Raw genomic sequence first — 13,682 nt, 5'->3', positions numbered from 1 at the left:
TGGCCAAAACGCTACCAGATTGACAGATTTTTTGGCCTAAACTTTTTGTAATGATTGGAGAATACTTGCAAAATCAGCAGGTAACTCCGATTCAAACTTCATAAATTCCTGGGTTCTAGGGTGCGCAAACGCCAAAAGTCCTGCGTGTAGGGCCTGACGTTTGAACTCCGCAAGCTGAGTCTTCAGCGGTTCATGAAATTTATTATACTTAGTTCTGTAACCGGAACCGTAATCCATATCACCAATCAGAGGATTCCCGATGTGAGCCATATGAACCCTGATTTGGTGGGTTCGCCCTGTTTCCAGCCGGCATTCTATAAGGCTTGCGATGGTTGGCTCATCTTGAGGGCCGAAGCGTTCTTTAACTTGCCAATGTGTGATTGCGTGGCGGCCGCCAGTTTTCAGGACTGCAATTTTCTGACGGTTTGTTGTTGAACGTGCGAGATTGGCGTCAATTGTTCCCTTTAGAACCGCTGGGGCTCCCCATACTAGTGCTTTATAAGCGCGTTCAAGTGGTCCTGTTCGGCCGTGGTCTGCAAATTGCGCTGCAAGGCCCTGGTGAGCCAGATCGTTTTTTGCGACGACAAGCAGGCCAGTTGTGTCCTTATCAATTCGGTGCACGATCCCTGGGCGTTTTACGCCACCAATTCCTGACAGGGAGGAGCCACAATGATGGATCAGTGCGTTCACAAGTGTGCCGGTCGGGTTCCCCGCGCCAGGATGGACAACAAGGCCAGCTGGTTTGTCGATGACAATCAGATCATCATCCTCGTAGACAATGTTGAGTGGAATGTCTTCCGGCTGCGGTTCGGCAGCTTCTGGTTCAGGAACGATAAGAGTGATTGTATCTGCCTCACAGACTCTATATTTAGGCTCCAATACTGTGCGTTGGCCAACCTTAACCTGGCCTGCACGGATCAGGGCTTGTAGCCGATTACGGCTAAAGTCATCTATATGAGCAGCGAGAACAGCATCCAGTCTGCGACCAGTGTCTTCTGGACCAGTCTGGATTTCTGATGACTGTTGCTCATCGGTGTTTACAGAGTTTGTGAGCGGCACGGTGCCCTCAGGAGATTTATCGTTCATGCGTGATCCTAATACTGACAGCGATGAGACTGTACAGGACGAACTTGATCCAGCAGCTTTGAGACTTCAAGCGAAGCTTCGCCGCCTCTTGATGGGGTCAAGCCTGGTAATGGTGCTCGGCTTATTAGCTGTCTTTGCGGCTATCTTCTATAAGATTAACGCCAATAATTCCAATGTTAGCGCAGATAATGTGGCTGCAACAATCGCGATTGGTTCTCAGGCACAGGTTATGTCCGTGACCCAGATGGACGGAAAGCTTGTTGTGCTTATTAAAGACGGTAGCGCGCAAGCCCTAGTGTATATTGATCCTGTGACAGGACGGAAAATCGCGCGAACAGATTTTGTAGCGAGATAGGTGGATAACCTTGCCTTTCTTTTGGTGAGGGGGCTTGCCAAGTGTGTGTTTAGCCCATATACCCCCGTCCATCGCGAACGCGAAGCCTAGGCGCCCATCGTCTAGCGGTTAGGACGCCGCCCTTTCACGGCGGAAACAGGGGTTCGATTCCCCTTGGGCGTACCATAGGTTTTCGTTTCGATTTCAGGCGGTTCTCTGCCTGAAAACAGGGCTTTTAAAAGTCCTCTCACTATGTGAGCGCCCATCGTCTAGCGGTTAGGACGCCGCCCTTTCACGGCGGAAACAGGGGTTCGATTCCCCTTGGGCGTACCATAGGACAACATATTAATTTGAACAGCAATCTGTTCAAAGACAGAACTTGCAAAAGTTCTCTCACTTTGTGAGCGCCCATCGTCTAGCGGTTAGGACGCCGCCCTTTCACGGCGGAAACAGGGGTTCGATTCCCCTTGGGCGTACCACTTCTTATTATCTTCCCCAAAATAAATGAACACGATGCGCTTTATTAGCGGGCAATGTGATGTCGTGCTTGAGCAGTTTTGATATGTTCAAAAAGCTATGCTGCCAGCCGCTGTATGCTGTGTTGCTGATACCCGGCTGGCCGTCTTTTATCGTGTGGTGAGCTGGCAAACCTATTTGAAGTTTGCCTGAATAATCTGAAATTTAGAACCAGCGTCCGTTTAGGCCTGCACCCAAGTGGTGGTCGTCTTTTTCACCATCAACGTCTTTCCAGAGCTTTTCTTCGTCTTGTGACTGGGTTTTGATCGTTTTTGCAAGGCTTTCGCTGAGTTGAGCGTTCATTGCCCTTAGTTCGTCGATGTTATCGAGAATTTCATGACGTGCCTCAGCAGTTTCAACCTTACTTTTCAGTGTGTTGGGCTTTCTGTTAGAAAGCCTGCGGTCACTCTGATGCCGTTCCATTACGCGGGTCACAGTTGGCCTCTCTTAGCTTTTCAAGCTGTACTTTAGTAAAAAAGTGTGTTGATCCGATGTTGCCCACTGGATCTCTTTAGGCGGTATCATGTTAAAGATTGAAAAGTTCAGCTTGTCCCCTTCAACTTGCCTATTAATACTAAGAGGAAGGGAGCTGAGGCAAGAGGACTTTTGTTTCGAACTCATCTAATAGTCGTCTGGATGCCCCAACGATTTTGGCTATAGTACTGTGAAACATCGCAGATTATTGGCTGATGGAAATGTACATAAATTATCGGACTTGATACATGATGCTGGTTTCGCGCCATAACTCTATTCTTGATATTGCCCGCGAGACCGGGAAAGTGGAAGTCGATGAGCTTGCCGCTCGCTTCTCTGTGTCTCCTCAGACGATCCGCAAGGATTTGAAGGAGTTGAGTGATCAGGGATTGCTGACACGTGTGCACGGTGGCGCGCTGCTGGCTTTCGGTGTTGAGAACCTTGGCTATTCAGCTCGTAAAGACCTCGCTGGCAAAGAAAAAGAGGTGATTGGTCAGGCTGCTGCAGACCTTATCCCTGATCGGGCGTCCTTGTTTGTCAATATTGGCACCACAACGGAAGCTGTAGCGCGGGCCCTTATTCAGCGCAGTGGCATGATGATTATCACCAATAACCTCAATGTGGCGAGTACGCTGCGTCCGTTTTCGGAAAACGAGGTAATCATCTCTGGTGGATTGGTGCGTGCTGCCGATGGCGGCATTGTAGGGGAAGCGGCGGCCGACTTTATTCGCCAGTTCAAAGTGGATTACGCTGTGATTGGTGCGTCTGCGCTGGACCGTGACGGTGCGTTGCTTGACTTTGATTACCGCGAGGTGCGTGTGGCGCAGGCGATTATCGAGAATGCACGGCATGTGATACTCGTCGCGGACCAAACTAAATTTGAACGATCAGCGCCCGTTCGTATCGGCCATATCGCTCAGGTGGATACCTTCGTAACAGATACTCTGGTCTCTGAGGATTACAGACAACTGTTGGTAGATAACGACGTGCGGTGTGTCGAAGTTGTTAGTCAGGCATAACAGAGCCGCCTGAGGGGGCTTGGACGGTTGCTGAGGCTTATACGATGCTTTGAACATGCCATTTCGGCTATATAGCAGGTGCCTCAAATCCCAGCTTCAATGTAGATACAGACTCTAAAGCAGCGCTCGCTTTTCAGGAGCGTGCGCCGCAGGCGTTTGCGGTGGTTGTGTGTTTACCACGGGCACAGCGGTTAACCGCGAGAGCTGCTTGTTTTCCTTGCATCAGCGATACGCTCCGCCAGATCTCTGTCAGCAGGTGAGGCCGAAGCGGGTTTCTCTGGTTTTGCAGGAGGAGAACTTTTCGGCGTGGTTGTTTTGCGCGCGCGCGGTTTGGTTGTTTTGGTTGCCGTGCGTGGTTTTCGCTTAGGTGTTTGTGGTTTCGGGGCACCTCCCGCGATCATACCTAGGTCCTTAAGGACTTCGTCGTATTTTTCGGAGAGCGGCGGATTTTCGGCAATTGCTTTTGCTGTGATCTGAGCTGCCAGATCTTTAAGTTCATTGCGCAAGTCGACAGCTTCTTCGATGTTTGAGGTGCTTTGCACTCTCTCCTCGAGTTGCTTTGTCAGCTTTTCAATCGTTGTCTTTGCGGCTTCGAGATCAGTTTCAAGACTTTTCATTTGCTCAGGCGATTTGATATTTGGATTCTTAGTGGTGCGCTTGTTTGGCTTATCGTTGGCGGCTTTTTCAAGCTGTAGCTCTTGCTTGAGCTGATCGCGTTCTTTCTCCAAAGAACTGTAGCGGCTTTTAAGTTTGGTGAAAGACTGTGACGCCAATTCCGCTGCTTCTGCAGGAGATGTCGGCTGATGTTTGGTTTCAGCTTCCGCCGTCATCTCTGAGACCTGCTTGGAGATCAGTGTTGCGAGTTCCGCAAGCGGATTGTCGGTGTCTTGAAGATCTGAAGTGTCAACTGGAGTGATTGGACCGACTGCAGCGTCGCCATCCTTCAATTCTTCATCCAGCTCTTTTGTTTTTTCTGCCGCAGCCTGATTATTGAGCGGTATGATTTCTGCAGAGGTGGGCTGCTGCGTGGGTTGTGTGGTGGTTTCTGACTGCGCAGTGTCAGCTTGTCCGTCGGCTTCTTGAATTGGATCTGCGTTTATACGATCTTCGGCAGAAAATGGAATCGTCTCAGAAGAACGAGCTTTGCGAAGGAAGCGTGTGGCTTTTTGAGCCATGTTCTTGCGGTCGCGCGCGGATTTGATTTGCACAACGCTCAGTTCTTCCTTCAGCTCGGCAAGTTGAGCTTCTGAGATGGAACGAGCGGCGGCGTTCTTCGCCAGTTTCTCCGTCATATTCTGGAGGCGGACCTCCATATGGCGGATTGCAATAGCGTGTTGCGCGCGCAGAGCATCTTTTGCCATTGCTGCGCGGGCATAGCTTATGGGGTTGGAAGCCTCAAGTGCTTTGCGCGTGAGGCGTACCGCACGAGCCCAAATAAATGGGAGCGCTGCGAGTGCCAGAATACTCGCGAGGAAGAAGCCCAATGCAATGTATAGTGCAGTTTCTATCACAAGCTGTGCCTGATTTGTTTAAGAGGTATGAGAGACAACACTCGCCATGAGAGCAGTCTCTCACACACTAACTTGCCAAAATATCACTAACGTTGGGTTAGTTATATCAGAAAGGATTCCAAGTTGGCTTCCTAGTAAATTTCAAATAACCCATGTTAAGGCCAAGGCGGGCGCCAACGCCTGCGCGTACCGGCACAACAAAGATTTCGTTGTTGGACAAAACCTGCATGCCAAAGCCACCTACCAGGTATGCTGAGCCGTTTGCTCCAACATAACGGCGGAAAATAGCGTCGACACTTGGCAGATCGTAGACAAGCATCATAACGCGTGCGCCGTCGCCGCCCACGTCAAAGCCCAGGGATGGTCCTTGCCAGAAAATCTGGTGGTTGCCCGCGTTACGTGTGTATAGCGTACCTTCACCGTAGGACGCTCCAGCAAAAAATGCAGCAGATCCTTCCTGGCCCAGGATATATCCGTTTGGTTCTCCGTATTGCTGGATAGCACGCTCAACGACCTGGGCGAGGCCCGTGGATATTGAACCAAAGAACTGATGGCCGGTGGAGAGGATGTCTTTTTCGTGATAACGCGATTGCTCAACAGAGGATTGCGCAAATGAATGTGTGTTGAGCACCAGCAGTGCAAGACTGGCGCAAAGGACAATTGCAGCTCTGTTACGCAGATTAGTGAACAGGCTCGTCATCATGCCAACGTCTCCTTCCAAGAAACTTGAGAATTTGGATTGTTCAGAGCAAATCCAATGTTATGGGCATAGTGCAACTTTCATTGGCCACAAGCTCTAGCTTTTATTTCTACCCAGCACTTAACCACTGGAAAGCCGAGTAAACACAGTAGATCCCGTTGGCCTCAAGTTGCAGATTTTGTATCTTTAGCGAACGTATCAGTTTAGTTAATGCAGGTGATTCGGACTCTGGATGGACATTCTCATGATTTCTGAGGTTTTCTACAGGAAATTAGCAGTTATTACGAAAGTTCTCGGGGCAGCGGGCGTTTTTTTGATGCTGGTGGTCGTTTCTGTGAATGCGCAGGAGCGATTCACATATGTGCTTTCCATGTTCGATCCGGTGTCCTATCAGGTCTCTCAGCTTCCCGAAAAAGGTCGGGAGGACATTACGCTTTCTTGGGGCGGGCGGATCTGGGCATTCTCTAATGAGGGAAACAGAGATGCGTTTCGGCATTCACCGGAGGTTTATGCCCCACTATTTCAGGGATGCGATGCACTCTCACTTGCGCAAGGCTATAGAGCCGAGGGATTGGCGAAGATATACCTTATTTATGACCAGCAGTTAATGTTATTTCAGGGCAGGGAACATCGAGCTTTGTTTCTGTCAGCGCCGGATACCTTGCTTGTGAAGGCAAAAAGTCATGCAGGTGATGTGAAATGCGGTCCATATCAATGATGTCCAGCTTGGAATTAAATCGGCAGGATTGTAGCTTTTTCGCTACGTCACGAATCAATCAAAGGGCCAGTAGGCCAATGCTCTGGAGCGGTTATGTCAGTATTTAAAGATTTGTCTTCTCTTGATCTTGCCGCACTCGTCGCAAGCCGTGTGTGCCACGACATTATTTCACCTGTCGGGGCGATCACCAACGGCTTGGAAGTGTTGGATGAAGAAGGCAATGAGGACATGGCAGACTTTGCGATGGACCTTATTCGCAAGTCGGCACGTCAAGCTTCTGCAAAACTGCAGTTCGCTCGCTTGGCCTTTGGCGCTGCGGGCTCTGCTGGTGCGGAGATTGACCTTGGGGATGCTCAGGAAGTCGCGACTGGTTATATGAGTAACGAAAAGGCAAACCTTGAGTGGGGACTGCCACGCCTTTTGATGCCAAAAAATCAGGTAAAGCTGATTTTGAACCTGCTTCTTTTGATGAACCAGTGTGTACCGCGCGGCGGCACAATTTCTATCAGTATGGCCGGTGATGCACAGGCTCCTGATTTTCTTCTTAAAGCTGAGGGCACCAACGCACGAATCCCTCAGGTTGTAAGCGAGATTCTTTCCGGGCAAGAGCCAGAACGCATTGATGCGCACACTGTTCAGCCAATCTATGCTGTTTTACTCGCAGAAGAAGCAGGCTTAAATATTGGTCTGAGCAAAGACGGTGACGCCGTTATATGCAAGGCAAATACTCACGTTTCGGCCTCCGTCTGATCGTTAGCCAAAAACAACCAGTTATCTTAGGTTGGATGAATCTTACAATCTTTCAACCTATGTTAACCGTTTCGCTTAACACTCAACCACAGTGAATTAATAGGAGTCTCGCTTTTTGAGGCTCCCCTAAGCATTGAGTGGGTGCGGGCCATGGACGATCTTCTCAGAGAGTTTCTCACTGAGACCAATGAAAGCCTGGATGTTGTCGACGTAGAGTTGGTGAAGTTTGAGCAAGAGCCGAACAACGCCACAATTCTGGATAACATTTTCAGGTTAGTGCATACAATCAAAGGCACTTGTGGGTTCTTAGGACTGCCGCGTTTGGAAGCAATCGCCCACGCAGCCGAAACTCTTATGGGCAAGTTCCGCGATGGTGTTCCTGTAACCCATGAAGCTGTGACACTTGTTCTTGGCTCAATTGATCGAATCAAAGACATCCTTGCGGACCTTGAAGCGGCCAATGGCACTGAGCCTGATGGAACTGATCGCGATCTCATTGATGAGCTGGAGCGCCTTTCACTGAATGCTGAAGAAGATGACATGGCGGCGGCTATGGCAGACGAAAAAGCAGCTGAAGATGAGGCAGATGTTCATCAGGTTCTGGAGCGTCCTCTTCGTCCCGGTGAAGTGTCTCTTGATGATCTTGAGCGTGCATTCCAGGAAGCTGAAGTCGAGATCGAGCTTCCTACGGCTGCAGATGAAACTGAGGAAGACGGCAAGCCAGCGGGTGGTGCTGAAGTTCCTGCAGCAGATGCGCAAGCTCCTCACGAAGAAGTTGCCAAGCCAAAGAACCCAAGCGCAAAGGGTAAGGCATCTGGCCAGAGTGTTTCCAATCAATCCATTCGCGTGAATGTTGAGACTTTGGAACATTTGATGACAATGGTTTCGGAACTGGTGCTGACACGCAACCAGCTTTTGGAAATTGTTCGTCGTCATGAAGATAGCGAATTCAAGGTTCCTTTGCAGCGCCTTTCAAATGTGACTGGCGAGTTGCAGGAAGGTGTGATGAAGACGCGCATGCAGCCAATTGGCAATGCATGGCAAAAGCTTCCGCGTATTGTTCGCGATCTTTCTCAGGAACTGAACAAGCCTATCGGGCTTGAAATGATTGGTGCCGAAACAGAGCTTGATCGTCAGGTTCTGGAGCTGATCAAAGATCCTCTAACACATATGATCCGCAACTCAGCAGACCACGGTCTGGAAGAGCCTGCAGATCGTGTTGCTGTTGGTAAGCCAGAGAAAGGGAACATCACTCTTTCAGCTTACCACGAGGGCGGTCACATCATCATCGAAGTTAAAGATGATGGTCGCGGCCTTAACCTTGAAAAGATCAAGGAAAAAGCACTTAAAAACGGTGTTACGACCGAAGCTGAACTTGAAAAGATGGCGGATCAACAGATCTACAAGTTCATCTTTGCAGCTGGCTTCTCCACGGCCACGAACGTTACCAGCGTCTCTGGTCGCGGCGTTGGCATGGATGTTGTGCGGAACAATGTTGAACTCATCGGCGGTTCCATTGATTTGCGCTCGACACCTGGGCGTGGTTCCAGCTTCATTATCAAGATCCCGCTGACGCTTGCTATCGTGTCCACACTTATTGTGGAAGCTGGCGGCAATCGTTATGCAATTCCTCAGCTTTCTGTTGTGGAACTGGTTCGTGTTCAGTCCAACTCCGAGCATCGTATCGAGCGGCTTAAAGATCGACCGGTCTTAAGGTTGCGAAGTAAGCTGCTGCCGTTGGTGCATATGTCTGAATTACTGGGTCAAACGGAAGATGCTGATCTTGATGAGGACAATGGGTTCATCGTTGTTATGCAGGTTGGCAGCCAGTCCTTTGGTGTGGTTGTTGATGGTGTCTTCCATACAGAAGAGATCGTTGTAAAACCGATGTCTTCCATGCTGCGCAACATCAATATGTTCTCTGGTAATACCATCTTGGGTGACGGCTCCGTTATCATGATTGTGGATCCAAATGGCGTGGCAAGTGCGATGGCAAACCATGCATCTGGAACACTGAGTGATACAGCTGAAGACGAGCGATATGAGCAAGAACTCAGTGTGATTGATACTGACGCGCCGATCTCCTTGCTGCTGTTCCGTGCCGGATCTGATGAACCGAAGGCAGTTCCATTGTCTCTGGTTACGCGTCTTGAAGAGTTCGATGTTGCGAAAATTGAACGCTCAAATGGGCGTGATCTGGTCCAGTACCGCGGTTCTCTGATGCCACTTGTTTACGTTCATGAAGGTGCTCAGCATAAGTCTGAAGGCACGCAGCCAATGCTGGTGTTTTCTGATAATGGGCGTTCTATGGGTCTGGTTGTTGATCAGATTGTAGATATTGTCGAAGACCGGATGAACATTGAAGTTGTCTCAGAGCGTCAGGGTGTTCTTGGTTCTGCAATTGTACGCGAGCGTGCAACTGAAGTGATTGACCTTGGCCATTACCTGCCACTCGCCTTTGATGACTGGTTCATGCACAAGGAAGTTGACGCGATTGCGAAGGTGCGCAAGCTTCTCTTCATTGATGACAGTGCGTTCTTCAGAAACATGCTCACGCCGGTCTTAAAGGCAGCGGGATATGAGGTAACTGTTTGTTCAAGTGCGCAAAATGCTTTTGAACTCATGGAAAAAGGCACCGATTTCTCTGCGATTGTAACCGACATTGAGATGCCGGAGATCAGTGGCAATGACTTCTGTGAAAGCCTGCGTCGTGATACGCGCTTCCGTCATTTACCAATCATCGCCCTGTCCGCTGTGGTGACACCTGCGTCTATTGAAAAAGGCCGTCAGGCTGGCTTTGATGACTACGTGGCCAAGTTCGACCGTCCAGGACTGTTGGCAGCGCTCAAAGATGTTTTGACTAATGAAGTTGGAGTTGCAGCATGACCCCTCATAGACTCGCAACGGTAGACAGCGAAGAGAACCGCCAGGGCAGTGCTGACAATATCCAATATGTAACTGTGGTGATTGGCGACCAGTTATTTGGTCTGCCGATCTCTCAGGTGCATGATGTGTTTGTCCCTGAGAAAGTGACCCGTGTTCCTTTGGCACCGGTTGAAGTTGAAGGCGTGTTGAACTTGCGCGGTCGCATTGTGACCGCCATTAATATGCGTCGCAAACTTCATCTTAAGCCAAATGAAACTGATCAGGGCATGATGGCTGTCGGTATTGAGTATAAAGGGGAGTCTTACGGCCTCGTGATTGATGCCGTAGGAGAAGTTCTCAACTTGCTCAAAAGTGAGATGGAAGCAAACCCATCCAATCTTGACTTCCGTTGGGCTGAGATTTCCGGCGGAGTGCATCGGCTGGATGGACGCCTAATGGTGGTACTTGATGTGGAGCGCCTGTTGAGCTCCTTGATTGAACCTAAAGCTGCATAAAGCATACCTGCGAAGCGAGAGAGCAGATTTAATGAAAAAGTGTCTGGTTGTTGACGATTCCAGCGTAATTCGCAAAGTGGCCCGCCGCATTCTGGAGGACATTGGATTTGAAATCATCGAAGCTGAGGACGGCCAGAAAGCGCTTGATGCTTGTAAAGCCTCAATGCCGGATGCGGTCTTGCTAGACTGGAATATGCCTGTCATGGACGGGTTGGAGTTTTTGGCTAAGCTTCGCGAAGAGGAAGGTGGAGATGAACCGATTGTTGTTTTCTGTACGACAGAAAACGATGTCGCTCACATCACCAAAGCGATCCGTGCTGGCGCGAACGAATACATCATGAAACCGTTTGACAGGGAGATTCTGTCGGCGAAATTTCAGGAAGTTGGATTGGTCTAAAAATGAGTATAGGCCGGTTTGGCATGCATGCAAAAATTGAAGAGCCGAAAACACAAAAATCCGGTCAAGCAGCTCCAGTCCGTGTCATGGTCGTGGATGACTCCGTTGTCATACGCGGTTTGTTTAGCAGATGGATTGAAGCAGACCCGGACCTTGAAGTTGCCGCAACTCACCGTAACGGGGAAATGGCTGTAAAAGACGTTGAGCGCTCTAACCCCGATGTGGTGGTGCTTGATGTTGAAATGCCTGTGATGGATGGCCTGACTGCTCTTCCCAAACTACTTGAGAAGAAGCGCGACCTTATCATCGTTATGGCGTCCACGCTTACGCGCCGCAATGCAGAAGTTAGCTTGAAAGCACTTTCGCTTGGTGCGACAGACTACGTGGCTAAGCCCGAAACAACCGGTCAAACTGCCAGCGCGACAGACTTTCAGCGAGAGCTGCTGGAAAAACTGAAACTGCTTGGACGTGGTGGTAAGCGTTTAAAACGCACTACAACAGTAGCAGAGCCAGCACGACGGATGCGCGCTGAGGTCGTAAACGATCCTCACAAAGGGCGTGCTGAAGTGGCTGGTGTACGCCCAGACATGCGCAGCGCGATGCGGCGGAATCGTTCTGTCATGCAACCTGCCAGTGGGAAGCCAGAGATCACGCTGAGGCCCTATTCGTCGGTCGTGCCACGGGCTCTGGTGATTGGCAGTTCAACGGGCGGACCGCAGGCGTTGCAGCGTGTGCTGACTGATGCGCGTGAAAGTTTGCTCAATGTTCCTGTCCTGATTACGCAGCATATGCCGCGTACGTTTACGACAATTCTTGCAGAGCATTTGCATAAGCAACTTCAACTTCCTTCCAAAGAAGCTGAACACATGGATGTATTGAAACCTGGTCATATCTACGTTGCTCCAGGCGGAATTCATTTGAAAATCGGTAAGCAGAACGGGCAAGCGGTAACGCTGCTTGAAGACGGTGCTCCCGTCAATTTCTGTAAGCCATCTGTGGATCCACTTTTTGAAAGTGCAGCCGAAGTTTTCGGCACAGCGTGTCTGGCGATCGTTTTAACCGGAATGGGCAGTGATGGCGCACATGGCGTAAATGTTATTTCCGGCAAGGGTGGTAGCGTTATTGCACAAGATGAGGCCTCCAGCGTTGTCTGGGGCATGCCGGGAGCTGCAGCCCGTTCAGGGAATTGCAGTGGTGTGGTGCCTCTTGATCAGATGGGTGCACAAGTCAAGCGTATCTTAAAAGGAGCCGCGAGATGATGACTTCTGAATATGATTTCCTGAAGAAATTTCTGAAATCGCGTAGCGGCCTCGTTCTTTCTGATGAAAAACAGTATCTGGTTGAAAGCAGGTTGTTGCCGGTTGCTCGTCGTAACAACCTCAATGGACTGAGCGAACTCATTCTTGCGATCAGTAAAGCTGGGTCTATGTCGCTCCAGAGCGATGTGGTGGAAGCTATGACGACAAACGAGTCATTCTTCTTTCGCGACAAAAGGCCGTTTGAGAGCTTCCGCAATGTGATGCTTCCACATCTGCTTGATGCAAGGAAGACGCGGCGTAGTGCAAGAATCTGGTGTGCGGCGGCTTCCACAGGGCAGGAGCCGTATTCGCTCAGCATGTATCTGAAGGAAGAAAAGGCTAAGGTTGGAACCTTCAGATTTGAGATTATAGGTACTGACATCTCTACTGAGGTGCTGGAAAAAGCTCGTACTGGTATCTACAGCCAGTTTGAGGTCCAGCGTGGTTTGCCAATTCAAATGCTGCTGAAGTACTTCTCGCAGCAGGGAGAGCTGTGGCAGATGGCTCCTGAGATTCGTGCCATGGTGCAATGGCGCAAGCTGAATCTGTTGGAGAACTTTAGCCACCTTGGTGAGTTTGACATCATCTTTTGCCGAAACGTTCTGATCTACTTTGATCAACAAACAAAAATCGATGTGTTGAACCGCATCTACCGTCAGTTGCCTGATGATGGGTTCCTTGTGCTCGGTGCAGCGGAAACAGTGGTTGGCTTGACGGATGGGTTCGAGCCGTATCCAGAGTTGCGCGGTGTCTATCGCAAGAAAAAAACAGCTACCCAGCCGTTGAACTCCAGAAGCAAACTCAGCAACACGGGCCGTGCACCAGCACAGGCTTTGGTTGGTGGATCGCGCTTATAATAAGTGAATTTCGTGACTTGACTTAAGGCCGGCATATCGCTGGCCTTTTGTGTTTTTGTTTATATGTGCCGTGACATCAACATGTCGTCGATGACCTCACCATTGCTGATCATAGATGCTGCTATATAATCAACCTGTTCAAACTTCTCTCGCTGATAAAACCTGACCGCGCTGGTATTTGCAGCATTCACCTTAAGGTCGAGATGTGTCACTCCTTGTTGTCTTGCAAGGTCTATCAGGCAGTTGAGCATGGCGGATGCGGTGCCGTTCCCCCTTTGTGATTTGTTTAGATAAACCATCTTGATACTGGCACGATGACGTCGCTTTGTGTCTGTTTCACGAAACAGGGCCATCATGCCCACCGGGTTGCCTTGTTCAAAGGCTATAAGCATGGTGCTGCGCTCTATGTATTGGAGCCATTGTTGATCGCTCAGATCCTGCCAATCTTTCAAGGTGGCACAAAACGCGTCAGGCTCACTACGAAGGGCTTCTAAGCGTATGTTTTTAAAAAAAACCAGGTCATCTGCAAAAATCTGGCGGATCATTGTGACCTGAGACCCAAGTTTCCTCCAGTTTTTGTGAGGATCCATTGTTTGTATTCAAGCCTTATGCGGCTATCATTTCCAGCCCTATCTGCCCGGC

Annotated in this window: 14 protein-coding genes and 3 tRNA genes; 12 read left to right on the top strand and 5 right to left on the bottom strand. The window is 49.8% G+C overall.

Features of this window, described 5'->3' with window-relative positions:
• Positions 1-36 precede the first annotated feature (36 nt).
• A complete protein-coding gene (locus BMZ51_RS15340) occupies positions 37-1,086 on the bottom strand; it encodes an RluA family pseudouridine synthase (protein WP_068004133.1) in 1,050 nt (349 codons plus the stop codon).
• Here BMZ51_RS15340 and BMZ51_RS15335 point away from each other — a divergent pair.
• The 4 genes from BMZ51_RS15335 (at position 1,085) to BMZ51_RS15320 (ending at position 1,899) form a co-directional block, all read left to right on the top strand.
• Entirely contained in the window at positions 1,085-1,441 is a 357-nt protein-coding gene (locus tag BMZ51_RS15335; RefSeq protein ID WP_068004134.1) for a DUF6476 family protein, read from the top strand. The two genes, BMZ51_RS15340 and BMZ51_RS15335, sit on opposite strands and share 2 nt — an antisense overlap.
• 90 nt (positions 1,442-1,531) lie before the next feature.
• Positions 1,532-1,606: transfer RNA gene (locus BMZ51_RS15330), tRNA-Glu, on the top strand.
• A gap of 72 nt (positions 1,607-1,678) precedes the next feature.
• Positions 1,679-1,753: transfer RNA gene (locus BMZ51_RS15325), tRNA-Glu, on the top strand.
• 71 nt (positions 1,754-1,824) lie between these two features.
• Positions 1,825-1,899: transfer RNA gene (locus tag BMZ51_RS15320), tRNA-Glu, on the top strand.
• 202 nt (positions 1,900-2,101) lie between these two features.
• Here BMZ51_RS15320 and BMZ51_RS15315 read toward each other — a convergent pair.
• Positions 2,102-2,371 carry a hypothetical protein gene (locus BMZ51_RS15315; protein ID WP_208979514.1) on the bottom strand — a complete coding sequence of 90 codons (270 nt, stop codon included), beginning with the start codon at positions 2,369-2,371 and terminating at the stop codon, positions 2,102-2,104.
• Positions 2,372-2,661: 290 nt separating this feature from the next.
• Between BMZ51_RS15315 and BMZ51_RS15310 the strand changes: the two genes are divergently transcribed.
• On the top strand, positions 2,662-3,429 hold the full coding sequence (locus tag BMZ51_RS15310; RefSeq protein WP_068004244.1) for a DeoR/GlpR family DNA-binding transcription regulator: 768 nt from the start codon (positions 2,662-2,664) through the stop codon (positions 3,427-3,429).
• Positions 3,430-3,620: 191 nt separating this feature from the next.
• Here BMZ51_RS15310 and BMZ51_RS15305 read toward each other — a convergent pair whose 3' ends face one another.
• Both BMZ51_RS15305 and BMZ51_RS15300 read right to left on the bottom strand, forming a co-directional pair.
• Positions 3,621-4,940, bottom strand: a complete 1,320-nt coding sequence (locus tag BMZ51_RS15305) for an alanine--tRNA ligase (protein ID WP_068004141.1) — start codon at positions 4,938-4,940, stop codon at positions 3,621-3,623.
• A gap of 106 nt (positions 4,941-5,046) precedes the next feature.
• Entirely contained in the window at positions 5,047-5,640 is a 594-nt protein-coding gene (locus BMZ51_RS15300; protein ID WP_208979535.1) for a DUF1134 domain-containing protein, read from the bottom strand.
• A gap of 244 nt (positions 5,641-5,884) precedes the next feature.
• Between BMZ51_RS15300 and BMZ51_RS15295 the strand changes: the two genes are divergently transcribed.
• From BMZ51_RS15295 to BMZ51_RS15265, 7 genes are all read left to right on the top strand, one after another.
• Positions 5,885-6,358, top strand: a complete 474-nt coding sequence (locus tag BMZ51_RS15295) for a hypothetical protein (RefSeq protein WP_208979512.1) — start codon at positions 5,885-5,887, stop codon at positions 6,356-6,358.
• A gap of 93 nt (positions 6,359-6,451) precedes the next feature.
• Positions 6,452-7,108, top strand: a complete 657-nt coding sequence (gene chpT, locus BMZ51_RS15290) for a histidine phosphotransferase ChpT (RefSeq protein ID WP_068004158.1) — start codon at positions 6,452-6,454, stop codon at positions 7,106-7,108.
• Positions 7,109-7,258: 150 nt separating this feature from the next.
• Complete coding sequence (locus tag BMZ51_RS15285; RefSeq protein WP_068004159.1) at positions 7,259-9,994, top strand: hybrid sensor histidine kinase/response regulator; 2,736 nt, start codon at positions 7,259-7,261, stop codon at positions 9,992-9,994.
• On the top strand, positions 9,991-10,488 hold the full coding sequence (locus BMZ51_RS15280) for a chemotaxis protein CheW (RefSeq protein ID WP_068004163.1): 498 nt from the start codon (positions 9,991-9,993) through the stop codon (positions 10,486-10,488). Before BMZ51_RS15285 ends, BMZ51_RS15280 begins: the two co-directional genes overlap by 4 nt.
• 31 nt (positions 10,489-10,519) lie before the next feature.
• Complete coding sequence (locus BMZ51_RS15275) at positions 10,520-10,885, top strand: response regulator (RefSeq protein ID WP_068004165.1); 366 nt, start codon at positions 10,520-10,522, stop codon at positions 10,883-10,885.
• Between the two features lie 2 nt (positions 10,886-10,887).
• Positions 10,888-12,144, top strand: coding sequence for a protein-glutamate methylesterase/protein-glutamine glutaminase (locus tag BMZ51_RS15270; protein ID WP_068004166.1), 1,257 nt, complete (start codon positions 10,888-10,890; stop codon positions 12,142-12,144).
• Positions 12,141-13,040 carry a CheR family methyltransferase gene (locus tag BMZ51_RS15265; protein ID WP_068004167.1) on the top strand — a complete coding sequence of 300 codons (900 nt, stop codon included), beginning with the start codon at positions 12,141-12,143 and terminating at the stop codon, positions 13,038-13,040. The genes BMZ51_RS15270 and BMZ51_RS15265 overlap by 4 nt, the downstream gene beginning before the upstream one ends.
• Before the next feature lie 59 nt (positions 13,041-13,099).
• Here the strand turns inward: BMZ51_RS15265 and BMZ51_RS15260 are convergent, their stop codons facing one another.
• Positions 13,100-13,630: a GNAT family N-acetyltransferase gene (locus tag BMZ51_RS15260; RefSeq protein WP_068004168.1), complete on the bottom strand. Its 531-nt coding sequence runs from the start codon at positions 13,628-13,630 to the stop codon at positions 13,100-13,102.
• Positions 13,631-13,682: the final 52 nt, after the last annotated feature.

This window comes from Pseudovibrio axinellae (assembly GCF_900110875.1).
GTDB lineage: Bacteria > Pseudomonadota > Alphaproteobacteria > Rhizobiales > Stappiaceae > Pseudovibrio > Pseudovibrio axinellae.
Note: the sequence above shows the minus strand (reverse complement) of the source record. Positions and strands in the feature narration are given on the sequence as shown.

Bases quoted from the DNA above. Each gene is read 5' to 3' on its own strand.
- BMZ51_RS15335 (WP_068004134.1), top strand. From the start codon at position 1,085: ATGCGTGATCCTAATACTGACAGCGATGAGACTGTACAGGACGAACTT.
- BMZ51_RS15300 (WP_208979535.1), bottom strand. From the start codon at position 5,640: ATGACGAGCCTGTTCACTAATCTGCGTAACAGAGCTGCAATTGTCCTT.
- chpT (WP_068004158.1), top strand. From the start codon at position 6,452: ATGTCAGTATTTAAAGATTTGTCTTCTCTTGATCTTGCCGCACTCGTC.
- BMZ51_RS15340 (WP_068004133.1), bottom strand. From the start codon at position 1,086: ATGAACGATAAATCTCCTGAGGGCACCGTGCCGCTCACAAACTCTGTA.
- BMZ51_RS15275 (WP_068004165.1), top strand. From the start codon at position 10,520: ATGAAAAAGTGTCTGGTTGTTGACGATTCCAGCGTAATTCGCAAAGTG.
- BMZ51_RS15280 (WP_068004163.1), top strand. From the start codon at position 9,991: ATGACCCCTCATAGACTCGCAACGGTAGACAGCGAAGAGAACCGCCAG.
- BMZ51_RS15270 (WP_068004166.1), top strand. From the start codon at position 10,888: ATGAGTATAGGCCGGTTTGGCATGCATGCAAAAATTGAAGAGCCGAAA.
- BMZ51_RS15265 (WP_068004167.1), top strand. From the start codon at position 12,141: ATGATGACTTCTGAATATGATTTCCTGAAGAAATTTCTGAAATCGCGT.
- BMZ51_RS15295 (WP_208979512.1), top strand. From the start codon at position 5,885: ATGATTTCTGAGGTTTTCTACAGGAAATTAGCAGTTATTACGAAAGTT.
- BMZ51_RS15310 (WP_068004244.1), top strand. From the start codon at position 2,662: ATGCTGGTTTCGCGCCATAACTCTATTCTTGATATTGCCCGCGAGACC.
- BMZ51_RS15285 (WP_068004159.1), top strand. From the start codon at position 7,259: ATGGACGATCTTCTCAGAGAGTTTCTCACTGAGACCAATGAAAGCCTG.
- BMZ51_RS15260 (WP_068004168.1), bottom strand. From the start codon at position 13,630: ATGGATCCTCACAAAAACTGGAGGAAACTTGGGTCTCAGGTCACAATG.